The organism is Prauserella rugosa, from assembly GCF_000719975.1.
GTDB classification, from domain to species: Bacteria; Actinomycetota; Actinomycetes; order Mycobacteriales; family Pseudonocardiaceae; genus Prauserella; species Prauserella rugosa.
The window spans coordinates 234,594-257,654 of record NZ_JOIJ01000002.1 but is presented as its reverse complement, the minus strand read 5'-3'; the positions used below and the strand labels follow the sequence as shown (position 1 = coordinate 257,654).

The following is a 23,061-nucleotide window of genomic DNA, read 5'->3' as shown; positions in this document are numbered from 1 at the left end:
TCGTGACGTGCAGCGCGTCCCGGCGTCCGCGTGCCGCCCGGCCCCTACACTGTCGCCGTGGCTGAGAACGAGAGCACCGAGACGAGTCCCGCCGAGCCGACGAACGGACAGCTGTCGGCCGCCACGTCCTTCGTCGCCGCGCACGGCGCGCCGGTCAAGGCCGTGGTCGAACGCATCGGACGCGGCGGGGCCCGCGTCGTCCTGGTCGGCGCCGACGGCGCGCTGGGGGACGTGGTGGTCCCGAGCCCGGAGACCGGGGAAGCGCTCATCGCGGCGATCGGTGACCTCGACGCCGCCGAATGGGACTCGGAGACCGTGAACGCGACCGTCATCGGAGCCGAGCACCGGCGCCGGATGGCGGGCCCGCGCGCCCGCGCATGAGCTCGGCGCGCCGCACGGTTCTGTTCGCCGGCTGCGCACGGGTGCCGGAGGGGGACGGGGACGAGGCGGCCGTGCTGCCCGCGCTCGCCGAGGTCGGCGTCGACGTCCGATGGACGGTGTGGGACGACCCGGACGAGGACTTCGCAGGCGCCGACCTGGTGGTGCTGCGCTCGACGTGGGACTACACCGAGCGCCGCGACGAGTTCCTCGCCTGGTGCGCCTCGGTTCCGCGACTGGCGAACCCCGTCGAAGCGGTGCGGTGGAACACCGACAAGGCCTATCTCGTCGACCTCGCACACGCCGGTGTCGCCACCGTGCCGACGGCGCTCGTGGCCCCCGGCGAGCGGGCCGCATGGCCGGCCGGGGACTTCGTCGTCAAGCCGTCCGTCGGGGCGGGATCGCGGGGTGCGGCGCGGTTCACCCCGCGCGGGCACGACGCGGCGGGCACCCACCTCGCCGAACTGCACGCCGCCGGCTACACCGCCGTGGTGCAGCCGTACCAGGCGGCCGTGGACGACGAGGGCGAGACCGCGCTCGTGTTCTTCGGTGGCCAGTACTCGCACGCCTTCACCAAGGGCCCGATGCTCGCGGGCGCCGACCTCGACGAGTCCGGCCTGTTCGTGACCGAGAAGCTCGGCACGGCCACCCCCAAGGGTGCGTGGCTCGCGCTGGCCGAGGACGCGCTCGACGCCGCCGCCGCACGGGTCGGCCTGCGCCGCGGTGATCTGCTGTACGCGCGGGTGGACGTCGTGCGTACGGACGCGGGGGAGCCGGCCGTGCTGGAACTCGAGGTGAGCGAGCCGAGCCTGGGTTTCCGGCAGGCCGACGTCGACGCGCCCGTGCGGTTCGCCTCGGCGGTCCGGTCGGCCCTGTCCTGAGGGACCCGCCCGGCCGGACCGGCACGCGCGCGGAGCCCACCGGCGACGGCGGACTCCGCGCGGCGGCTCAGGCGGCGACGCGCTTGGCGGCGAGACGTTCGGCCCGCGGCCAGCGCACGTTCCGCACCCAGCCCAGCTTCTCGAAGATCCAGATCAGGCGGGCGGAGATGTCCAGCTGACCACGCAGCACACCGTGGCGGGCGCACGTCGGGTCGGCGTGGTGGGAGTTGTGCCACGACTCGCCCATGGACAGGATCGCCAGCGGCCAGAAGTTGGCCGCCTTGTCCCGGCTGGCGAACGGGCGCTCGCCGACCATGTGGCACACCGAGTTGACCGACCACGTCACGTGGTGGGAGAACGCGATGCGGACCAGCCCGGCCCAGAAGAACGCCGTCACCGCGCCCCACCACGACCACGTGAGCAGCCCGCCGATGAGCGCGGGAAGGGCGAGGCTGGCGACGATCCACAGCGCGAAGAACCGGTTGACGATCTTGAGGTCCTGGTCGGCCAGCAGGTCGGGAGCGAATCGCTGGTAGTTGGTCACGTCGCGCTTGAACATCCAGCCCATGTGGGCGTGCCAGAAGCCCCGCAGCAGCGCGCCGGGGGAGGTGCCGAACAGCCACGGCGAGTGCGGGTCACCCTCGCGGTCGGCGAACGCGTGGTGCCTGCGGTGGCTCGCGACCCAGAAGATGACCGAGCCCTGCACGGCCATGCTGCCTGCGATGGCGAGCGCGATGCGCAGCGGGCGGCCCGTCTTGAAGGCGCCGTGGGTGAAGTAGCGGTGGTATCCGACGGTCACACCCAGCGTGCCGAGCGTGTAGAACGCGGCGGCAAGGCCCAGATCGAGCCAGCTCAGTCCCCAACCCCACGCGAACGGCACCGCCACGAGCAGGGCGACGAAGGGGACGAGCAGGAAGGTTTTCAGGACCAGCATCTGTCCGGTCGTGCGGGCCTCACCCAGAAGGGGTTTGGGCCCTGCGGTGGTCTCGGGCGCCTGTTCGGCAGTGCTCATGGGCGTGCGGACCTCGTCTCGGAACGTCGGGTGGGGGATGGGGACTCGCCCGGGCGCGCCGGGGAGGCGCCGGGAACCGGAGAACAGCGTCTTGCAGAGTACCGGCCGAACCCGCTCGGATGGGCGGCACTGTGATGACACGTGACCGAACGGTCGGTCCTCGGGCGCGAACAGCGCAGTGAACGACTCCGGACGGCCGCGGCACCGGCCGGGCGCGACGTCCGGAACGTGAAAGGTCCTCGTGTGGGGTGCCCGCGCGCGGCGGGATCCGTGTTCCGAGGCGGGGTCTCCGTGCCTCCGTACCTCTGTGCCTCGGTGTTTCTGTGCCTCGGTGCGACGTCAGTGCGAGGCGGTGGTCGTCGTCGCGGCGGGGACGCGGTCGACGACGGGGCCGCGGTCGCGGGCGCCGCACCACAGGGCCGCGGTGGCCACGATGACCGCGGCGGAGCCGAGGACATGGAACGACACCAGTTCCTCGGGGACGCCGAGGGCGTACTGGACGCTGCCGAGCGCGCCCTGCGCGAGCGCCACGACCCAGACGGCGGCGTACCGGCGCCACAGGGAGCGGGTGACGCGGGAGTTGGTGCGGTTGCGCCACCACTCGGCGCCCATCGCGGCGAGGGCGGCCAGGTACACCACGAGCATGGCGCCGTGGATGAACGACAGGGTCTCGATCGGCGCGTCGAACCGCGGGGTGTCGGGGTCGCCGCCGTGCGGTCCGGCTCCGGTGACGGTCGTGCCGGCGACGAGGAGGGCGGCCAGTGCCGCGACGAGCACGCGCATCAGGACCCTGCTGTGGCCGGGCAGCTGCCAGCGGGGTTCGTCGTCGCCCTCGTTGAAGGCGTGCAGCAGGTGGGTGGCCAGCCAGACGAGAACGGCCGAGGCGAGGAAGTGGATGGCGACCGTCCACCACAGCAGGCCGGTGACGACGGTGATGCCGCCGATGACGGCCTGCGCGACCACCCCGCCCGGCATGGTCCAGGCGAGGGCGAGCAGGCGGGTGCGTTCCGGGTGGGCGATGCGGATCCGCCAGGCGATGAGCACGCAGAGGGCAGCGACGATGCCGACGATGCCGGTCAGCAGCCGGTTGCCGAACTCGATCCACTGGTTGAACGTCTCGTACTCGGGATGTTCGACCGGGAACATGCTTCCGGGGAAGCACTGCGGCCACGTCGGGCAGCCGAGACCGGAGCCGGTGACTCGCACGATCGAGCCGGTGACCCCGATGCCGCCCTGGGTGACGATGGCGGCGATCGCGACGGCGCGCTGCACCGCCCTGGACGGGTACGGCATGCGGCCGACGAGCGAGGACAACCGCTCCACGAATGCGCTCACACTACAAATAGTAGTTGGCCGCGCGGAGCGCGTCCGTATGGGTGGTGGCTGGAGAGGGGCTGGCCGTAGTTGGCCGCGCGGAGCGCGTGCCTCCGGGTGACGGTGGGAGAACCGGTCAGGTGAGTTTGGTGGTCTTCGCGGCCACGGCGGCGGCGACGGCGGCCCAGCAGGCGAGGACGGCGCAGGACGCGCCCGAGAAGGTGCCGTCGACCAGCGCGGCGTGCAGTCCTTCGGCGAGTGCGCCGGAGGGCAGGAACGTGACGATCGCCGCGTAGGTGTCGGGCAGCGCGGAGGGCACCATGAGGATCCCGCCCGCCAGCAGCAGCACGAACCACACGATGTTGGCCAGCGCCAGCACGGCCTCGGCACGGAGCGCGCCGCCGAGCAGGACGCCGAGCGCGCCGAAGCACACGGTGCCGAGTACGACGAGCGCGACCGCGAACGCGATGCCCGCCGTCGACGGCGACCACCCCAGCAACGCGGCGACGACGCCGAGCACGAGGACCTGCAACGCCACCACGACGAGTGCGGCGACGAGGCGGCCTGCGACCAGCAGCCAGCGCGGCAGCGCGGTCGCCGACAGGCGTTTGAGCACGCCGTAGCGGCGGTCGAAACTGAGCGCGATGGCCTGTCCCGTGAACGCCGACGACAGGACGGCGAGGGTGAGGATGCGCGGGGTGATCCAGTCGACGCGTTCCATGCCCGCGAGGTCGCCCGCGGGCAGGATGTCGAGCAGGCTCAGGCCGATGAGCATGGCGAGCGGGATGAGGAGCGTCAGCAGGATCTGCTCGCCGTGCCGCAGGGTCAGCGCCGTTTCGACGCGGGCGTGGGTCAGCAGCATGCGGCCCAGGCGTCCGCGACCGGGTGCGGGCGTGAACGTGCCCGCGGGGAACGGTGACGTGGTCATGCGCGCAGCTCCCGTCCGGTCAGCTCCAGGAAGACCTCTTCGAGGTCGCGCCTGCCGACGTGCAGTTCCTCGGCGAGCACACCCTGCTGGGCGCACCACGAGGTGACGGTGGAGACGACCTGGGGGTCGACGAAGCCGGTCACGCGGTAGGCGCCGGGGCTCGATTCGCGCACGAGATAGCCCTCGGGCAGCGCGGCGGTCAGCAGGCGCGTGTCGAGTCCGGGGCGGGCGCGGAAGCGCAGTTGGGCGTCCTCGGCGTGCTCGGCGGTGAGCGCGTTCGGCGAGCCCTGGGCGATCACGGTGCCGCCGTCGACGATGACGACGTCGTCGGCGAGTGACTCGGCCTCCTCCATCAGATGGGTGGTCAGCAGCACGCTCACGCCGTCGGCCCGTAACGCGTCGAGCAGCTGCCACACCAGACGCCGCGCCTGGGGGTCCATGCCCGCGGTGGGCTCGTCGAGGAACACCAGCTCGGGCCTGCCGACGATGGCGCACGCCAGGGACAGCCGCTGCTGTTGGCCTCCGGAGAGGCGTTTGAACGGTGTCCGCCGCGCCGTGTCGAGGCCGAGCACGTCGAGCAGCCAGGCCGGATCGAGGGGGTGGGCGGCGCACGCGGCGACCAGGCGCAGCATCTCCTCGGCGCGCACGCCGGGGTAGGCGCCTCCGCCCTGCGGCATGACGCCGATCCGCGGGCGCAGTGCGGCGGCCTCGCGAGCGGGATCGAGTCCGAGGACGTGCACCGTGCCCGCGTCGGGGCGGCGGAAACCCTCGCAGATCTCGACGGTGGTCGTCTTGCCCGCGCCGTTGGGGCCCAGGAGCGCGAGGATGACGCCCCGCGGCATCTTCAGGTCGAGCCCGTCGACGGCGGTGACCGATCCGAAGCGCTTCACCAGACCGGTGATCTCGACGGCCGCAGCATTCACGAAGGTCAAGGGTACGGCGTGCGAGCCCGTCGGTCGCGTCGCCCTGGCCGAGCTGCGAGGCCGGGCACATTCGCCCAGACCAGCGCGCCGCGGCCGGGGTCGGGTCGGGACAGTCTGCGGTCAGGACGGCGTCGAGGCGGGGTCGTCGGGTCTGGGTGCGGCGCCGCTGGCCTCGGCAGGTGGGGCGGCGGTCCGCTCGGCACGCCCCGTGGTCGGCTTCCCGGCGTCGGCGTCGGCGCCGGCGGCGCCGTTCCCGGGTCCGTGCTGGCGGGACCGGCGGTGCCTCAGGGACGTCCGCGACGGCACCGGGTGCAGCAGGTCGGCCGGGTCGGTACGGGCGAACAGCACCGACGGTGCGCGCCACCACAGCAGCGCCAGCGCGCCGAGCACGACGAGTCCGCCCGCGAAGTAGGCCTGCGGGAGCGTGTAGAGCCTGCCGTCGAACGGGCTGCCGTTGGGCGGCACGAGCAGCGACAGCACGACGGTCATCCCGGTGGCCACCACGCGGAACCGCGACGTGCCCGCCGACGCAGCGAGCGGGATGATCGCCCACAGCAGCCACCAGGGCTGCATGGCGACGTGCAACAGCATCACCGCGCCGAGGGACACACCGAGGCCGATCATCGGCCGGTACCGCCAGTGGAGGCTGTCCCAGAGGAACTTGACGGTGATCGCTCCGGCCACGAGGTAGCTGATCACGGCAAGGACCGAGATGATGCCGCCGGTGTGGTTGCCGAGCCCGAGCGCGATACCGAGGACACCGCCCAGCTGCCCGATCTCGGAGGTGGGGGCGATCCAGTTCCACAGCTTCGTGGGGGTGCTCAATCCGTTGACCCAGCCGTAGTCGAGCCCCACCCCGTAGGTCACGGCCGTCATCACGACGGCGGAGACCGCCAGCATGAGGGCGGCGGCCTTGAGCAGGTCCTTGATGCCGCCGTACCAGCGCCTGGCGATCATCACCCCGAAGAATCCGAGCGCCACGATCGCGTGCACCTTCACCGCGGCGGCCACGGTGATGATGGCCGCGCCGAGCACGATGTAGCGCAGCTCGCCCTTGACCAGGGGCGGCGGCGAGTCGCCGCGCACGCGGTAGGGCAGTCTGCGCAGTCCGACCTCCAGGCCCAGGAGCATGAGGCCGATGCCGATGGCGTCGTTGTGGGCACCGCCGACGATGTGGAACAGCACGAGCGGGTTGGCCACGCCCAGCCACAGGGCGGTGCTGGGCGGGACGCCGAACCGGTCGGCCAGTCGCGGCAGCACCCACACGATCACCCCGAGGCCCACCAGGGTCAGCAGGCGGAACAGCAGGATCCCGCCCGAGACGTGCTCGCCGGTGAAGCCGGTGATCCAACTGCCGATGCGCAGGAACAGCGGGCCGTACGGTGCGGGTGTGTCGCGCCAGATGTTGGCGACCCCCACCACGAGCGGGTCGTCGTTGCCGAGCACCTCGGGGCCGAACTGGTACGGGTCCATCCCGCGGGTCAGGACCTCACTCTGGCCCAGGTAGACGTAGGGGTCGCGAGTGAACACCGGCGGGATCACCACCAGCGGGGCGATCCACAGCAGCAGGGTGCGGTGCAGTTCGCCGCGGCACACCATGCGTTTCCGGCTGGGGCGGGCGAAGCGGCCGAGCAGGAGCCAGCCGATGATCAGCATGAGCATGCCGATGAACGCCACGGCCAGCGACACGGTGGGAATGCGCGCGAAGAGGCGCAGTACGGGCAGGGTGTTGACCGGGTTCAGCACCGGTGCCGCGCCCGCGCCGAGCGAGCCGAACGCGAGCATCAGCGAGCCGACGGTGCCGAAGCCCTGCACCATGCGCACCGAGCGGCGCTCGTCGTCGGTCAGCGGGTGCCGGTCGCCGGGATGCGCGGGGGAGCGGGTGGGCACCCACACGGTCGAGGCGCCGAGGGAACGTCGCTGAGACGTCTCCGCCGTCACTCGTGCGTCGGACTCGGCCGTGCCGGGAGCCGTGCCGGACCCGGCGTCGGCCGCCGTGCCCGCAGGTGAGTGCGGCGGCGCCGCACTGCCGTCCGCACTGCCGTCCGCGGTGTCGGGGTGCGGTTCCGCGTCGCGCCCCCCGCGCCGGACGGTGCCGGGAGCGCTGTCGCCGGTGCCGGGGGCGCCCTCGTCGTGCCGGCCCGCCGGGTCCTGCGCGTCGCCCGTGCCCCCCGTGCCCGCTGCCCGCTCGGTGCGGGTGCGCCGCCGTGCTGCCCTGCCGAATGCCACGTGGGCAGCGTATCGATGCCGCCTCACCCCACCGGGCGGCGGCCGTGTCGGGCGGCCGGGCACTCCGTGCGCCCGCGGCCGGAAGGGCGGTGCGGACGCCGCGGCACCGGGGTGTTCGGTGAGCCCGGTCACTGGTCGGCGTGGCCACCTTTGCCCACCGCGAGGAAATACGACACAATTATGTTGTGAAAAACAGCGGGCACGATGACCAGCAGGGTGGCGGCACGCCACCGACGGTCGCGGGTCCCGCTGCGCTGCCTGCCGGAACCCCGAGTGGTCCGGACGGCAGCACCCGTGGCGAGGTCGCACGGGTCCTGCTGGAGCAGGGCCCGATGACCGCGGCGGCGGTTGCCGAACAGCTCGGCATCAGTCCGACCGCGGTGCGCAGGCACCTCGACGCGCTGGTGGCCGACCAGGAGGCCGAGACCAGGGACGCGCCTCGGCGCGGCAGGCGGGGGCGTGGCAGGCCCGCGAAGCTGTTCCTGCTCACCGAGCAGGGCAGGGCGCGGTTCGGTCATGCCTACGACGACCTGGCGGTCTCCGCGATCCGGTTCCTCGCCGAGCACGTCGGTGAGGACGCGGTTCGCGCGTTCGCCGAGCGGCGCGTCGCGGCGCTCGTCGACCCGTACCGGGAGCAGATCCTCGACGAGGGTGCTCCCGCGGCCAAGGCGGAGGCCCTGGCAGCCGTCTTGACCAGGGAGGGTTACGCTGCGTCGACCCGTGAGGTCGGCGCGGCCGGGTCGGAGTCCGGGGACGCCCCCGGCGCGTCCGGCACCGGTGCGCAACTCTGCCAGCACCACTGCCCGGTGGCTCACGTCGCAGCGGAGTTCCCGCAGCTGTGCGAGGCCGAGACCGAGGCGTTCGCCCAGTTGCTCGGCACTCACGTGCAGCGACTGGCCACCATCGCACGCGGCGATGCCGTGTGCACCACGCACGTGCCCGGCCCGACGCCGGGGCACGAAGCACGAACTCCGAACGGAGGGACGACCACATGACTGCCGCTGCCGAGCAGCGCAATCCCACCACCACGCCCTTGAGCCAGGAAGAGACCATCGAGTCTCTCGGCAACTACGCGTTCGGTTGGTCGGACCCGGACACGGCGGGCGCGAGCGCTCGGCGTGGTCTCAACGAGGATGTCGTCACCGACATCTCGGAGAAGAAGTCCGAGCCCGAGTGGATGCGCGACGCACGCCTGAAGGCCCTCAAGCTCTTCGAGCGCAAGCCGATGCCCAACTGGGGCGCGGATCTGTCGGACATCGACTTCGACAACATCAAGTACTTCGTGCGCTCCACCGAGAAGCAGGCCACCAGCTGGGACGACCTGCCGACCGACATCAAGAACACCTACGACAAGCTGGGCATCCCCGAGGCGGAGAAGCAGCGGCTCGTCGCCGGTGTCGCCGCGCAGTACGAGTCGGAGGTCGTCTACCACCAGATCCGCGAGGACCTGGAGTCGCAGGGCGTGCTGTTCCTCGACACCGACACCGCGCTGCGTGAGCACCCGGAGCTGTTCAAGGAGCACTTCGGGTCCGTCATCCCCGCCGGTGACAACAAGTTCTCCGCGCTGAACACCGCCGTGTGGTCGGGAGGCTCGTTCATCTACGTGCCGCCGGGCGTGCACGTCGACATCCCGCTCCAGGCCTACTTCCGCATCAACACCGAGAACATGGGCCAGTTCGAGCGGACGCTGATCATCGTCGACGAGGGTGCGTACGTGCACTACGTCGAGGGCTGCACGGCGCCGATCTACCAGTCCGACTCGCTGCACTCGGCGGTCGTGGAGATCATCGTGAAGAAGGGCGGCCGCTGCCGCTACACGACGATCCAGAACTGGTCGAACAACGTCTACAACCTGGTGACCAAGCGGGCCAAGGCCGAAGAGGGCGCCACCATGGAGTGGGTCGACGGCAACATCGGCTCCAAGGTGACGATGAAGTACCCGTCGGTCTTCCTGATGGGCGAGCACGCCAAGGGTGAGGTCCTGTCGGTCGCGTTCGCCGGTGAGGGCCAGCACCAGGACGCCGGCGCCAAGATGGAGCACCTCGCGCCGCACACCTCCTCGACGATCGTGTCGAAGTCGGTGGCGCGCGGCGGTGGGCGTACCTCCTACCGCGGCCTGGTCAAGGTCGCCAAGCGGGCGCACCACTCGCGTTCCAGCGTGGTCTGTGACGCCCTGCTGGTGGACACGATCTCGCGGTCGGACACGTACCCGTACGTGGACATCCGCAACGACGACGTGTCCATGGGCCACGAGGCCACCGTGTCCAAGGTGAGCGAGGACCAGCTGTTCTACCTGATGTCGCGTGGCCTCACCGAGGAGGAGGCCATGGCGATGGTGGTGCGCGGGTTCGTCGAGCCCATCGCGCGGGAGCTGCCGATGGAGTACGCGCTCGAGCTCAACCGCCTGATCGAACTGCAGATGGAAGGAAGCGTCGGCTGACATGACGGTTGCTGACAACACCGCAGCCGCGAGCGCCGCGAACACCGCGGAGGCCGCCGAGACGATCGTCCCGGCGGCCTCCCGCGCGGAGCGTTTCGCCTCGTACGACGTCGAGGCGTTCGAGGTTCCCGGTGGTCGGGAGGAGAACTGGCGGTTCACGCCGATGAAGCGCCTGCGCGGGCTGCACGACGGCTCCGCGCCCGCCACCGGTGAGTCGGAGGTCGAGGTCGAGGCCGCACCCGAGGTGCGGGTCGAGACCGTCGGCCGCGACGACGAGCGCCTCGGACAGGGCGGCGTCCCGAGCGACCGGATCGCCGCGCAGGCGTACTCGTCGTTCGAGAAGGCCACGCTGGTCACCGTGCCGCGCGAGACGAAGGCGTCGGCCCGCACGCTCGTGCGGCTGAACGGTCCCGGCGAGGGCAAGACGGCCTACGGGCACGTGCAGGTCCGCGCCGAGCAGTTCGGTGAGGCGACGGTCGTGCTCGACCACGCCGGTTCGGGCACCTACGCCGACAACGTCGAGTTCGTGCTCGGCGACGGTGCGCACCTGACCGTCGTGAGCGTGCAGGACTGGGCCGACGACGCGGTGCACGTGTCCGAGCAGCACCTCAAGCTCGGCCGCGACGCCCACCTCAAGCACATCGTCGTCACGCTCGGCGGCGACCTGGTGCGGGTGAGCCCGACCGCGACGTTCGGCGGCCCCGGCGGCGACGTCGAGATGCTCGGCCTGCACTTCGCCGACTCCGGCCAGCACCAGGAGCACCGGCTGTTCGTCGACCACGCGGTGCCGAACTGCAAGTCCAACGTCCTCTACAAGGGCGCGCTGCAGGGCGACGACGCGCACGCGGTCTGGATCGGCGACGTGCTGATCCGCGCGGCCGCCGAGGGCACCGAGACGTTCGAGCTCAACCGCAACCTCGTGCTGACCGAGGGTGCGCGGGCCGACTCCGTGCCGAACCTCGAGATCGAGACCGGGGAGATCGCCGGTGCCGGGCACGCGAGTGCCACGGGAAGGTTCGACGACGAGCAGTTGTTCTACCTGCAGGCACGAGGGATCCCCGAGGACGAGGCCCGCAGGCTCGTCGTGCGCGGGTTCTTCCACGAGATCCTGATGAAGATCGACGTCCCCGAGGTGCGTGAGCGGCTCGAGGCCGCGATCGAGGCGGAACTCGCCGCCATCGGCGTGTAGGCACGCGCACCGGACCACTCACAGACTTTCGGACCGCGAAGAGAAACGAAGAGGCATGGCCACACTGGAAATCAAGGATCTGCACGCCGACGTCGTGACCGACGAGGGCAACAAGCCGATCCTCACGGGCGTCAACCTGACGATCCGCTCGGGCGAGACGCACGCCATCATGGGCCCGAACGGTTCGGGCAAGTCCACGCTGTCGTACGCGATCGCCGGGCACCCGAAGTACGAGGTGACCTCGGGCGAGGTGCTGCTGGACGGCGAGAACGTCCTCGAGATGAGTGTCGACGAGCGGGCCCGCGCGGGCCTGTTCCTCGCGATGCAGTACCCGGTCGAGGTGCCGGGCGTGTCGATGTCGAACTTCCTCCGTTCGGCCGCGACCGCGGTGCGGGGCGAGGCCCCGAAGCTGCGGCACTGGGTCAAGGAGGTCAAGGACGAGATGGCGCAGCTGGAGATCTCGTCCGAGTTCGCCGAGCGCAGCGTGAACGAGGGCTTCTCCGGCGGTGAGAAGAAGCGCCACGAGATCCTGCAGATGGCGCTGCTCAAGCCGAAGTTCGCGGTGCTGGACGAGACCGACTCGGGTCTGGACGTCGACGCGCTGCGCGTCGTGTCCGAGGCCGTCAACGAGTACAAGTCGGGGAACGAGGTCGGCGTCATGCTGATCACGCACTACACGCGGATCCTCAAGCACATCGAGCCGGACTTCGTGCACGTGTTCGCCGGCGGCAAGGTCGTCGAGTCGGGTGGCAAGGAGCTGGCCGACGAGCTCGAGGCCAACGGCTACGTCAAGTACACGACCGCCGAAGCGGCCGTCTGACGTGTCCCGGCCGGGCCTGCCGGATGGTTCCGGTGGGCCCGGCACACCCGCATCGAAGGGAGCCGGCGCGATGACCACCACGGATTCGCCGACATTGGACGTGACGGCACTGCGCGGCGATTTCGCCATCCTGTCCCGCACCGTGCGGGACGGTAAACCGTTGGTGTACCTGGACTCGGGCGCGACGTCGCAGCGTCCGGCGCAGGTGCTCGACGCCGAACGGCGCTTCGTGGAGACGTCGAACGCCGCCGTGCACCGCGGGGCGCACCAGCTGTCCGAGGAGGCCACGGACGCCTACGAGGGCGCGCGCGAGACGATCGCGTCGTTCGTCGGGGTGGACGCGGGCGAGATCGTGTTCACGAAGAACGCGACCGAGGGCATCAACCTCGTCGCCTACGCGATGAGCAATGCGGCCACGGCGGGCCCGGAGGCCGAACGGTTCTCCGTGGGCCCCGGTGACGAGATCGTGGTCACCGAGATGGAACACCACGCGAACCTGGTGCCGTGGCAGCAGCTGTGCCAGCGCACGGGCGCGACGTTGCGGTGGTTCTCCGTCACCGACGAGGGCAGGCTCGATCTGTCCCAACTGGACTCGGTGATCACCGAGCGGACCAAGGTCGTCGCGTTCGCGCACCAGTCCAACGTGCTCGGCACGGTGAACCCGGTCGAGCCGCTGGTGCGCCGGGCGCACGAGGTGGGCGCGCTGGTCGTGCTCGACGCGTGCCAGTCCGTGCCGCACGGCGTGCACGGCCGCGGTGCGGTCGACTTCGGCGAGCTCGGCGTGGACTTCGCCGTGTTCTCCGGGCACAAGATGCTCGGCCCCTCGGGGATCGGCATCCTCTACGGCCGCCGGGAGCTGCTCGAGGCGATGCCGCCGTTCCTCACGGGCGGGTCGATGATCGAGCTGGTCCGCATGGAGGGCTCGACGTTCGCCGCCCCGCCGCAGCGTTTCGAGGCGGGCGTTCCCATGACCTCGCAGGCCGTGGGCCTGGCTGCGGCCGTGGACTACCTGAACGGCATCGGCATGGACCGGGTGGCCGCGCACGAACACGTGCTCGCCGAGCGTGCGCTCGCCGGGCTGGCCGCCATCCCCGGCGTGCGCATCATCGGCCCGCAGGACACGGCCGACCGCGGCGCCACGGTCGCGTTCGTGGTCGACGGGGTGCACCCGCACGACGTGAGCCAGGTGCTCGACAGCCTGGGCATCGCGGTGCGGGTGGGGCACCACTGCGCGTGGCCGCTGCACCGGGCGTGCGCGGTCCCGGCGACGGTGCGTGCGTCGTTCTACCTGTACAACGAACCGTCCGAAGTGGATGCGCTGGTCGACGGAGTCCGCGAGGCACAGCGGTTCTTCGGCGTCGAGGCCGCGAAGGGCAGGCAGTGAGCATGCAGCTGGAAAGCATGTACCAGGAGATCATCCTGGATCACTACAAGAACCCGCACGGCCGTGGGCTGCGTGAGCCGTACGACGCCGAGTCGTTCCAGGTGAACCCGACGTGCGGCGACGAGGTCACCCTGCGGGTGAAGGTCACCGACGACGGCCGCGTGGAAGACGTGTCCTACGAGGGGCAGGGCTGCTCGATCAGCCAGGCGTCGACGTCGGTGCTGACCGACCTGGTGGTCGGCCACAGCATCGACGAGGCGATGACCACGATGGACGCGTTCACCGAGCTCATGCAGGGGCGCGGCCAGGTCGAGCCGGACGAGGACGTCCTCGACGACGGCATCGCGTTCGCCGGTGTCGCCAAGTATCCTGCGCGGGTGAAGTGCGCGTTGCTGGGATGGATGGCATTCAAGGACGCACTGGCCCGCACGTCGAACTCCAACGAGGTGGGAGCATGACCGAGACGCACAGCGAGCGCGAGGGCCGGACGGCGGCCGACCTCGAGCAGGAGACGCAGGAGGCCCAGGCGGCGCAGGCCTCGGCCGGTGGGGCCGAGGGCGTGGCGAAGGTCGACGACGTCGAGGAGGCCATGCGCGACGTGGTCGACCCCGAGCTCGGCATCAACGTCGTCGACCTGGGCCTGGTCTACGACATCCGGGTCGAGCCCGACAACACCGCCACCATCGACATGACGCTGACCTCGGCGGCCTGCCCGCTGACGGACGTCATCGAGGACCAGACGGCGTCGGTGCTGAAGGGCTCGGGCAAGCTCGTCGACGACTTCCGCATCAACTGGGTCTGGATGCCGCCGTGGGGGCCGGAGAAGATCACCGAGGACGGCCGCGAACAGCTTCGCGCCCTCGGGTTCACCGTCTGAACAACCCGCACGAGACCCCCTGACCTGCAAGCCCGCAGGTCAGGGGGTCTTTGTGGGTCGATACACGGAGCGCTTCCCGGCGCTGCCGAGGCCGAACGCGTGTCGGGACCGGTGGCCGGTGTGAAGCCGCGGTGTCACACCAGGGCGTCGAGCACCCGCAGCAGGTGCTCTGCCCGCCCGTCGGCGTTCTCGGCGCGGAGTTCGTTGGTGACGAACGAGAACCCGATCCGCCCGCGGGCCCACGCGCCGTGGCGGCTGCCGCCCGCGCCGGAGTGGCCGAACGCGCCGTCGGCGCGGGAGTGCGGTCCGTACGTGCCGATCGGGTCGGCGAGTTCGTAGCCCAGGCCGAAGTGCAACGGCCGGTCGTTGATCGCGTCGACACCCTCGGACCACGTCGTCGTGGCGGTCGCCAGCGCCGCGGGCGGCACGATGTGTCCGCGCAGGAGCAGGTCGTACAGCCCCGCCATGGCCCTGGCGGTGCCGGTGCCGCTGCCGCCGGCGAGTTCGGCCCTGCGGTAGGCGGCCGAGTTCATCAGCTCGTCGGAGTCGAGCAGACCGGCGTACATCCGCTCGACGAGCCTGCGGCGCTCGGGATCACGCAGGAACGTGCTGATGGCGTAGTCGGGCGCGCGGACCAGGCGTGCCATCCGCGGGTCGCACTCGGCCGGGGTGCCGAGGTGCAGGTCGAGCCCGTGCGGGGCGGCGACGAGGTCACGCACGAGCGTGCCGACCGATGATCCGGTGACGCGCCGCAGGAGCTCCCCGACGAGGTAGCCGTAGGTCAACGGGTGATACGCGACCCGGGACCCCGGTGTCCAGAGTGGACGTTGCGCGGCGAGACGCCGGGCGCAGTCGGCAACGTCCAGCAGGTCGTGGTCACCGTCCACACAGGGCAGACCGGCCGTGTGGGACAGGACCTGGCCGACGGTCACCTCGGCGGTGAACTCCGGCCAGTACGCCTGCACTGGCTGGTGCGGATCGAGCCGGTCGGCCAGCGCCGCCGCGACGGTCGCCACCACGCCCTTGGTTCCGGAGAACAACACGCAGAGCGTGTCGCGCCGCCACGGGGCCGCCGTGACCGGATCGGCGAGCCCGCCCCACAGGTCCACGAGCGGCCTGCCGTCGCGCACCACGGCGAACGCCGCGCCCGCGCGCGCGTCGCCGAGTACCTCGACGAACGCCTCCCGCAGCGGTTCGAAACCCGGCGCCACCGTTCCGTCGACGTGCATCGTCACATCCTGGGTGTGTTGTCGAGCAGCTGACGGGTGTACTCGTGCGACGGCGCGGTGAGCACGTCGTCGACCGGCCCCGACTCGACGACCTCGCCGCCGCGCAGCACCGCGATGCGGTCGGCGACGTGGCGGGCGAGTGCGATGTTGTGCGTGACGAACAGCATCGCGGTACCGAGTTCCGCTCTGAGCTCGCAGAGCAGCTCGATGATCGTGGCCTGCACCGAGACGTCGAGCGCCGACGTCACCTCGTCGCACAGCAGCACGTCGGGTGTGGTGACCAGGGCTCGTGCGATCGCGGCGCGCTGCCGCTGCCCGCCGGAGAGCTGATCGGGCAACCGCCCGCCCAGCTCCGGATCGAGCCGGACCCGCTCGAGCGTGGTGTGCACGCGCTCGCGGCGCTGGTCGCGGTCCAGATCGGTGAGCGTGCGCAGCGGCAACTCGACGGACTGGGCGATCGTCTTGCGGGGGTTGAGCGAGGAGTACGGGCTCTGGAACACGTACTGCACCGACCGCAGCTGCTCCGCGGTACGCGCGGCCGTCGAACGCGCCAACTCGTGGCCCGACAGTGCCACCGCGCCGGTGTGCCGGTCGTTGAGCCCGGCGATGCACTGCGACAGCGTCGTCTTGCCCGATCCGGACTCGCCGAGCAGCATCAGGCACTCGCCCGCCTGCACGTCGAGCGAGACGTCGTGGAGCACGCGGTGCTCGCCGTAGGAGACCGACAGCTCGCGCACCGACAGCACGGCACGGGTGTCCGGAGCCGTGCCGTCGGTGCCGTCCCTGCTGTCCCTGCTGTCGGTGTCGTCGCTGCCGTCGGTGCTGGGGCCGTCGAGGTGCGGTACGGCGTCGACGAGTTCCCGTGTGTAGGCGTGCGCGGGGCTGCGCAGCACCTCGTCCACCGTCCCCGATTCGACGACCTCGCCGCCACGTAGCACCGCCACCCGGTCGGCGATGGTGGCGACGACGGCCAGGTCGTGCGTGATGTACAGCGCCGCCGTGGCGTGCTCGGCGGTGAGCCGGGCGACCGTGGTGAGCACGAGGGTCTGGGTGGTGACGTCGAGGCCGGTGGTCGGCTCGTCGAGCACGACCACGCCGGGCCGGCACGCGAAGGCCATCGCGATGCCGACGCGCTGCTGCTGTCCGCCGGAGAGCTGGTGGGGATAGCGGCGCCGGTACTCCTCCTCGCCGGGCAGGCCCACCTCGCGCAGGACCTCGGCGACCCGTGCCTCGCGCTCGTCGTCGGAGGCGCCGTAGCCGTGCGTCTCGAGCACCTCGCCGATCTGCCTGCCGATACGCAGCGCCGGGTTGAGCGAGGCGGCGGGGTCCTGGGGGATGTAGGCCACGGTGCGGCCGCGGAGGGCGCGCCGCGCGCGGTCGTCGAGGTCCAGTACCGGCATCGCGGTGCCGTCGTGGCCGGTGGCCGTGATCGTGCCGCCGGTCGGGGTGAGACCACGGCGGAAGTGGCCCAGGGCGGCGAGTCCCGCCGTCGTCTTGCCCGATCCGGACTCGCCGACGAGCGCGAGGACCTCGCCGGGGGCGATGTCGTAGGACACCCCGCGCAGGACGGGCTGTCCACCGGTGGTGTCGACGCGCAGGTCGTCGACGACGAGTGCGTGGGTGACGGCGACCTGGGTCGTCATGCCGGGACCTCCTTCGTGCGTCCCCGGCCCGCCGCGGCGGAGGCGAGGGAGTCGGTGATGAGGTTGGTGCCGACGGTGAGGACGGCGATGGCCACCACCGGAAGCAGCACCCCCCATGGCTCGACGACGAGCGCGATGCGGTTCTCGTTGATCATCAGTCCCCAGTCCGCGGTGGGCGGCTGGATGCCGAGGCCGAGGAACGACAGCGAGGCGACGTAGCCGATCGAGTAGGTCAGCCGCAGTCCCAGCTCGACCATGAGCGGCCCGGTGATGTTGGGCAGCACCTCGCCGACGAGGATGCGGCGGCGGGGCAGGGCGTACATGCGGGCGGCGCGGACGAAATCGGCGTCCTTGACGGCCACTGTGGACTGTCGCGCAACGCGTGCTACGCGCGGTGCGTGCGTGATGCCGATGACCAGCACCAGCAGCCAGCCCTTCGGGCCGATCATCGCGATGGCCAGCAGTGCGAAGACCAGCTGGGGGAACGACAGCAGCACGTCGCTGCCGCGCATGATCACCGAGTCGAGCCAGCCGCCGCTGTAGCCGGCGAGCATGCCGAGCAGGGCACCCAGCACGACACCGAGCGCGGTCGCGAGGACGGCGTAGACCAGGAGCGTCAGACCGCCCGCGAGGAAGCGCGTGAGCACGTCGCGGCCGAGCCCGTCGGTGCCGGCGGCCCCGTCGGAGTGGAACGGCTTGCCGACGAACTCGGTCGGGTCGTGTCCGGTGAGGAGGGACCCGAACAGCGCGCCGCCCACGGCGAGCACGATGACGACTCCCGTCAGGACGAGCCCGATCCTGGCCTGGGGCAGGGACAGTGCCCTGCGCAGCAGCGAGGGCTGCTTCTGCATGGGGTTCACCTGGTCACCTCGGCGCGCAGTTTGGGGTTGGTCATGATGCCGACGACGTCGGCGATCAGGTTCACGACGATGTAGACCGCCGCGATGAGCAACGTGATCGCCTGGACGACCGCGACGTCCCGGTTGTTGACGGCGTCGATGAGGGCCTGCCCGATGCCGGGGTAGCGGAACAGGAACTCCACCACGACCACGCCACCGGCGAGCCAGGCCAACTGCAGTGCGATCACCTGGGCGACCGGGCCGATCGCGTGCGGAACGGCGTGGCGAGTGATCACCACGCGCTCGGGAAGGCCCTTCAGCCGCGCCATCTCCACGTAGCCGCTGTCGAGGACCTCGCCCATCGTCGCGCGCATCATGCGGGTGATGTACGGCGTGACGACGAGGCACAGCGTGATGATCGGCAGCACGAGCTGACTCGGCTGCGACCACACGGGCTCGCCGGGTGGGGCGAGGGTCACCGACGGCAGGACCGGGAACACGGTCGTCGACAGCAGCACGATCAGTGCGACACCGATGACGAACTCGGGCAGCGCGGCCACGACCAGGCTCAGCGCCGAGACGGTGTGGTCGGCGGCGCGGCCGCGCCGCAGCGCCGACCAGGTGCCGAGCGCGAGGCCGATCACGGTGCTCACGACGGCGGCCACCACCAGCAGCACCAGGGACGCCCCGATGCGTTCGCCGAGCAGCTCCGTCACCGGTCCCTGGCTCGCGGCCGAGACACCGAGGTCACCGGTGAACAGGCCGCCGAGCCAGTCGACGTAGCGCTGCCACACCGGAGCGTCGAGGCCCAGCTGTGCGTTGAGCGCCGCGATGCGGTCGGGGGTGGCCTGCTGGCCGAGGATGGCGCGGGCGGGGTCGCCGGGCAGCAGCAGGGTCGCGACGAACACCAGGAGCGACACGACCCACAGCACGACGACACTCACCGCAAGCCTGCGCAGAATCAGACGGAACACGAGACACTCACCTCCTCAGCCGAGCCAGACGCGGTCGAACGAATATCCGGACAGCGGCAGGCCCGTACGGTCCGGGACGAGCCCGGCGACGTAGACCTGGTAGGCATCCACCTGGTTCATGAAACCCCAGACGATCAGCCCGCCACGTTCGTACTCGATGCGTTGCGCCTGTTTGAGCAGTCGCGTCCGCTCGCGCTCGTCGGTCGTGGAGCGGGCACGGGCGACGAGGTCGAGATACTCCGGGTCCTGCCAGTGGGTCTCGTTGTAGGGAGAGTCCGGAAGGGACCCGTTGGAGGCCTGCGGCAGGTAGTTGCGCGTGTACCAGAAGTCCTGGGCGAAATCCCACTTCAGGTAGTTGTCGCCGTAGAACGTGGTGGTGTCGACGCGGTTGAGCACGACGTTCACCCCGGCCGCCTTCGCCTGCTGCTGGAACACCTGGGCGGCTTCGACGGCTCCGGCCTGGATCGGCGCGGTCACGAGCTCGACGGTGAGGTTCGACTGCCCTGCCTCGGCTAGCAGTCTGCGGGCCTCGGCGATGTTCTGCCTGCGCTGGGGCAGTTCGGCGGCGTAGGCCGGGTCGAACGGGGCGTAGAGGTCGTTGCCGATCCGGCCCTGGCCCGACAGCACCTGGTTGATCATCTGCTCCCGGTCGACGATGAGCCGCATCGCCTGGCGGACCCGGACGTCGTCGAACGGCGGACGGTCGACCCGCATCGTGAACGGCAGCCAGGTGCCGGTCTCGGACGAGAGGATGCGCATACGCTCGTCGCTGCGCAGCACCTCGACCAGGGAGACCGGAACCTGGTCGATCGCGTCCACCTGGGACGCCAGCAGCGCGTTGATGCGCGCGTCGTCCTCGGTGAAGTTGATGAGCACCAGCTCGTCCAGATACGGCCGGTCGGGCCGCCAGTAATGGGGGTTGCGCACGAACCGGCTCTGCAGGCCCGGTGTGAACTCGCGTGCGCGGAACGGGCCGGTCCCGATCGGATCGTCGAGGTCGAAGTCGGCGGGGACGATGCCGAGCGAGTACTGGCCGAGGTAGTCGTCGAACACCGCCGAGGCCTCGTTCAGGTGGAACTCGACCTGACGATCCCCCTTCGGTACCACACGGTCCAACATGGACAGACTCGCGGCGCCGGACTTCGGGTCGTCGGGATCCATGATCCGGGCGAACGTCGCGACCACGTCGTCGGGCGTGACGGGCCTGCCGTCGTGGAACCGGATGCCGTCGCGGATCGTCGCCGTCCACGTTCTGGCATCGGGGGAGGGCTCGAGACGCTCGGCGACGAGATATTCCATCTCGTACTCGGCGTCCCGGTCGACGAGCGGCTCGTAGAGGTTGCGCACCCGCGCGATGTCGGGACTGGCGACCGGGGAGTGCGGGTCGAGGGTGTCGGAGGCACCGCCGCCGGTGACGCCGACGCGGAGGGTCCCGCCGCGCTTCGGCGGACCAGCGGGGCTCTCGGCGGCGCTGGTGCGCCCGCCGCAGGCAGACAGGAACGGCACGCTGCCCGCGAGCGCGGCACCGCCCAGCAGAAGAGTCCTGCGCGAAATCTTCGCATTGCGAGAATGAACGGATGGGGAATGACTAGACGACGACATGGAGTCGAGCTTCCGATAGGGGACAGGGACGGCGGATCGTCTCGGCGTGTCCGGCGCGGGTACGCGCGCCGGTGGTCGGTTCCGGCGGTGACGGGTCTGGGGGCTGTCCGCCACCGCCGGAACACGTCTCAGGCGCCGATCGATCTTCCGGCGTACTCCGGTGCCGGGCGCAGCAAGCGACGCAGCTTGTCGGCCACGTGGTCGGGGAACGGTGCCGCCCGCGACCCGGAGACGTGGATCGCCATCAGCTCTTCAGTGGCCACGACCTCGTCGTCGACGCGAAGTTCGTGGCACAGCCACACCTTCTTCGCGCCGACCGACAGCGCGAACGTGGTGACGTGCAGGTCGGCGTCCGGGCCGACCTCGGCGACATAACGTACGTGCGCCTCGACGGTGTAGAGCGAACACCCGGTCTCGGCGCGGTAGGCCTCGTCCAGGCCCACTCGGTCCATCAGGTTCGTCGTGGCGAACCCGAACACCATCACGTAGAACGGCTCGGAAAGGTGGCCGTTGTAATCGATCCACTCCGGACGGACCCGGTCGCGGTACTCCAGGAATTCACCCACGGGCGCCCCCGCGGGCCTCGGCGACCGCCCGTTGGACGGCGATGACGGCGCGGTCGCGCTCGGCGACCAGTTCTGCGATGCTGCGGCCGTCGGCCTCCTCGTCACATCCGGAGACCATGTCGTCGCGCAGCTGCGAGGTCAGTTCGGGTGCGGTCAACCGCGTCCACGGCGCCTCGAGGGACGGTCCGAAGTGGTCGAGCATGTGCGCCATGCCGCCTTCGCCACCCGCGAGGTGGAACGTCAGGCACGGTCCGTGCACCGGCCAGCGCAGGCCGGGCCCGTCGGTGATCGCGGTGTCGATCTGCTCGACGGTGGCCTCGCCCTCGGCGACCATGTGCAGGGCCTCGCGCCACAGGGCCTCCTGCAGACGGTTGGCGATGAAGCCGGGCAGTTCGCGGTCCATGGTGATGACCGACTTGCCCACGTGGCGGTAGAACGCACTCGCCTGTTCGACGGCCCATTGCTCGCTCTTCTCGCCGCCGACGACCTCGACCAGGGGGATGAGGTACGGCGGGTTGAACGGGTGGCCGACGACGAGGCGACCGGGGTTGGCGGCCACGGTGGCCATGTCGGTCACGGGAAAGCCCGAGGTGGACGAGGCGATGATCACCTCGGCCGGGGTGACGGCGTCGATGTCGGCCAGGAGCGCGCGCTTGAGCTCCAGGTCCTCCGGGGCGCTCTCCTGGACGAACCCGGCGCCGTCGACGGCCTCGGCGAGGGTCGGCAGCACGGTGAGGTTGTCGGGCGACGCGCCGTCGGCGAGTCCGAGCTCGGTCAGGGCAGGCCAGGCGCCGTCGACGATGCGGCGCAGCTTCGCCTCGGCGTCGGGCGCGGGATCCCACGCCCGCACCCGGTATCCGCGGGCGAGGAAGTGGGCGGCCCAGCCGCCGCCGATGACGCCGGCGCCGATGCACGCGACCGTGCGGATGTCGTGGGGTTCAGGCACCGGTGTGTCCCTTCAGGTTCAGGATGCGGCGGGCGTCGTCGGGCTCGGCGATGGTGCCGCCGAGTCCCTCCACGACGGACACCGCGCGCTCGACGAGCTGGGCGTTGGTGGCCTTGACGCCCTTGGCCAGGTACAGGTTGTCCTCGAGTCCGACCCGCACGTGCCCGCCGAGCAGTGCCGAGTGCGCGACCCACGGCAGCTGGTTGCGGCCGATCGCGAACGACGCCCACTGCGCACCCTCGGGCAGCATGTTGACCATCGTCTGGAGCAGTTCCGGGTTGGCGGGCGCGCCGTACGGGATGCCCATGCACAGCTGGAACAGCGGCGGGGCGTCGATCAGGCCTTCCTCGATCATCTTCGTGGCGAACCACAACTGGCCGGTGTCGAAGATCTCCAGTTCCGGCTTGACGCCCAGTTCCTGGATGCGCTTCGAACCGGCGCGCAGCATGTCCGGTGTGGAGATGTAGAGCTGGCTGCCCTCCCCGAAGTTCAGCGACCCGCAGTCGAGGGTGCAGATGTCGGGCAGCAGTTCCTCGACGTGGGGAAGGCGGTCCTGGGCGTTCACCAGGTCGGTGCCGTCGACGGGCTTGAGCGGGTCCTCCTGGTCGATGACGAGGTCACCGCCCATGCCCGCGGTCAGGTTCACCACGACGTCCACTCCGGACTCGCGGATGAGCCGGACGACCTCGCGGTAGAGCGCGACCTCGCGGGAACCCTGCCCGGTTTCGATGTTGCGCACGTGGATGTGCACCACGGCCGCACCGGCATTGGCGGCGGCCACGGCGTCGGCGGCGATCTGCTCCGGGGTCACCGGAACGTGTTCGCTCTTGCCGACGGTGTCGCCCGCGCCGGTCAGCGCGCAGGTGATGATGACCTTGTCCTGCATG

Annotated in this window: 22 protein-coding genes; 9 read left to right on the top strand and 13 right to left on the bottom strand. The window is 70.9% G+C overall.

Going from position 1 to position 23,061, the window contains the following annotated elements; genetic code table 11:
* The first annotated feature begins 57 nt into the window (after positions 1-57).
* Entirely contained in the window at positions 58-381 is a 324-nt protein-coding gene (locus IF64_RS0103760) for a hypothetical protein (protein ID WP_030530574.1), read from the top strand.
* Positions 378-1,259 carry an ATP-grasp domain-containing protein gene (locus IF64_RS0103755; protein WP_030530573.1) on the top strand — a complete coding sequence of 294 codons (882 nt, stop codon included), beginning with the start codon at positions 378-380 and terminating at the stop codon, positions 1,257-1,259. Before IF64_RS0103760 ends, IF64_RS0103755 begins: the two co-directional genes overlap by 4 nt.
* Before the next feature lie 67 nt (positions 1,260-1,326).
* On the opposite strand, the gene IF64_RS0103750 is transcribed toward IF64_RS0103755, so the two are convergent.
* The 5 genes from IF64_RS0103750 to mptB all read right to left on the bottom strand — a co-directional run bounded on the left by IF64_RS0103750 (position 1,327) and on the right by mptB (position 7,665).
* Positions 1,327-2,271 (bottom strand): acyl-CoA desaturase, encoded by a 945-nt coding sequence (locus IF64_RS0103750; protein ID WP_030530572.1) that lies wholly within the window; start codon positions 2,269-2,271, stop codon positions 1,327-1,329.
* 339 nt (positions 2,272-2,610) lie between these two features.
* Positions 2,611-3,564 carry a COX15/CtaA family protein gene (locus IF64_RS0103745; protein ID WP_030530571.1) on the bottom strand — a complete coding sequence of 318 codons (954 nt, stop codon included), beginning with the start codon at positions 3,562-3,564 and terminating at the stop codon, positions 2,611-2,613.
* A gap of 157 nt (positions 3,565-3,721) precedes the next feature.
* Positions 3,722-4,513 (bottom strand): ABC transporter permease, encoded by a 792-nt coding sequence (locus IF64_RS0103740; protein WP_030530570.1) that lies wholly within the window; start codon positions 4,511-4,513, stop codon positions 3,722-3,724.
* The gene (locus IF64_RS0103735) at positions 4,510-5,436 is read right to left on the bottom strand and encodes an ABC transporter ATP-binding protein (protein WP_030530569.1); all 927 of its coding nucleotides are present in this window, start codon (positions 5,434-5,436) and stop codon (positions 4,510-4,512) included. Before IF64_RS0103735 ends, IF64_RS0103740 begins: the two co-directional genes overlap by 4 nt.
* Before the next feature lie 120 nt (positions 5,437-5,556).
* Positions 5,557-7,665: a polyprenol phosphomannose-dependent alpha 1,6 mannosyltransferase MptB gene (mptB, locus tag IF64_RS0103730; protein WP_425468433.1), complete on the bottom strand. Its 2,109-nt coding sequence runs from the start codon at positions 7,663-7,665 to the stop codon at positions 5,557-5,559.
* Positions 7,666-7,850: 185 nt separating this feature from the next.
* Between mptB and IF64_RS0103720 the strand changes: the two genes are divergently transcribed.
* From IF64_RS0103720 to IF64_RS0103690, 7 genes are all read left to right on the top strand, one after another.
* A complete protein-coding gene (locus IF64_RS0103720; protein WP_051757450.1) occupies positions 7,851-8,660 on the top strand; it encodes a helix-turn-helix transcriptional regulator in 810 nt (269 codons plus the stop codon).
* Positions 8,657-10,105 carry a Fe-S cluster assembly protein SufB gene (sufB, locus tag IF64_RS0103715; RefSeq protein WP_030530568.1) on the top strand — a complete coding sequence of 483 codons (1,449 nt, stop codon included), beginning with the start codon at positions 8,657-8,659 and terminating at the stop codon, positions 10,103-10,105. The genes IF64_RS0103720 and sufB overlap by 4 nt, the downstream gene beginning before the upstream one ends.
* Position 10,106: 1 nt before the next feature.
* Positions 10,107-11,294, top strand: coding sequence for a Fe-S cluster assembly protein SufD (gene sufD, locus IF64_RS0103710; RefSeq protein WP_030530567.1), 1,188 nt, complete (start codon positions 10,107-10,109; stop codon positions 11,292-11,294).
* Between the two features lie 55 nt (positions 11,295-11,349).
* Positions 11,350-12,114 (top strand): Fe-S cluster assembly ATPase SufC, encoded by a 765-nt coding sequence (gene sufC / locus IF64_RS0103705; RefSeq protein WP_030530566.1) that lies wholly within the window; start codon positions 11,350-11,352, stop codon positions 12,112-12,114.
* Between the two features lie 70 nt (positions 12,115-12,184).
* Positions 12,185-13,498 (top strand): cysteine desulfurase, encoded by a 1,314-nt coding sequence (locus IF64_RS0103700; protein ID WP_030530565.1) that lies wholly within the window; start codon positions 12,185-12,187, stop codon positions 13,496-13,498.
* 2 nt (positions 13,499-13,500) lie between these two features.
* Positions 13,501-13,956, top strand: coding sequence for a Fe-S cluster assembly sulfur transfer protein SufU (gene sufU, locus IF64_RS0103695; RefSeq protein ID WP_030530564.1), 456 nt, complete (start codon positions 13,501-13,503; stop codon positions 13,954-13,956).
* A complete protein-coding gene (locus IF64_RS0103690) occupies positions 13,953-14,375 on the top strand; it encodes a metal-sulfur cluster assembly factor (protein WP_030530563.1) in 423 nt (140 codons plus the stop codon). Before sufU ends, IF64_RS0103690 begins: the two co-directional genes overlap by 4 nt.
* A 134-nt stretch (positions 14,376-14,509) precedes the next feature.
* Here the strand turns inward: IF64_RS0103690 and IF64_RS0103685 are convergent, their stop codons facing one another.
* From IF64_RS0103685 to IF64_RS0103650, 8 genes are all read right to left on the bottom strand, one after another.
* Positions 14,510-15,604, bottom strand: coding sequence for a serine hydrolase domain-containing protein (locus IF64_RS0103685; protein ID WP_030530562.1), 1,095 nt, complete (start codon positions 15,602-15,604; stop codon positions 14,510-14,512).
* A 2-nt stretch (positions 15,605-15,606) separates the two neighbouring features.
* The gene (locus IF64_RS0103680) at positions 15,607-17,247 is read right to left on the bottom strand and encodes an ABC transporter ATP-binding protein (RefSeq protein ID WP_030530561.1); all 1,641 of its coding nucleotides are present in this window, start codon (positions 17,245-17,247) and stop codon (positions 15,607-15,609) included.
* Positions 17,244-18,098 carry an ABC transporter permease gene (locus IF64_RS0103675; RefSeq protein WP_030530560.1) on the bottom strand — a complete coding sequence of 285 codons (855 nt, stop codon included), beginning with the start codon at positions 18,096-18,098 and terminating at the stop codon, positions 17,244-17,246. Before IF64_RS0103675 ends, IF64_RS0103680 begins: the two co-directional genes overlap by 4 nt.
* A gap of 5 nt (positions 18,099-18,103) precedes the next feature.
* Positions 18,104-19,060: an ABC transporter permease gene (locus tag IF64_RS0103670; RefSeq protein ID WP_030530559.1), complete on the bottom strand. Its 957-nt coding sequence runs from the start codon at positions 19,058-19,060 to the stop codon at positions 18,104-18,106.
* Positions 19,061-19,075: 15 nt separating this feature from the next.
* A complete protein-coding gene (locus IF64_RS0103665) occupies positions 19,076-20,662 on the bottom strand; it encodes an ABC transporter substrate-binding protein (RefSeq protein ID WP_048807970.1) in 1,587 nt (528 codons plus the stop codon).
* 128 nt (positions 20,663-20,790) lie between these two features.
* Positions 20,791-21,228, bottom strand: a complete 438-nt coding sequence (locus IF64_RS0103660) for a thioesterase family protein (protein ID WP_030530557.1) — start codon at positions 21,226-21,228, stop codon at positions 20,791-20,793.
* Entirely contained in the window at positions 21,221-22,174 is a 954-nt protein-coding gene (locus tag IF64_RS0103655; protein WP_030530556.1) for a 3-hydroxyacyl-CoA dehydrogenase NAD-binding domain-containing protein, read from the bottom strand. The genes IF64_RS0103660 and IF64_RS0103655 overlap by 8 nt, the downstream gene beginning before the upstream one ends.
* Positions 22,167-23,060 (bottom strand): beta-keto acid cleavage family enzyme, encoded by an 894-nt coding sequence (locus IF64_RS0103650; RefSeq protein WP_030530555.1) that lies wholly within the window; start codon positions 23,058-23,060, stop codon positions 22,167-22,169. The genes IF64_RS0103655 and IF64_RS0103650 overlap by 8 nt, the downstream gene beginning before the upstream one ends.
* Position 23,061: the final 1 nt, after the last annotated feature.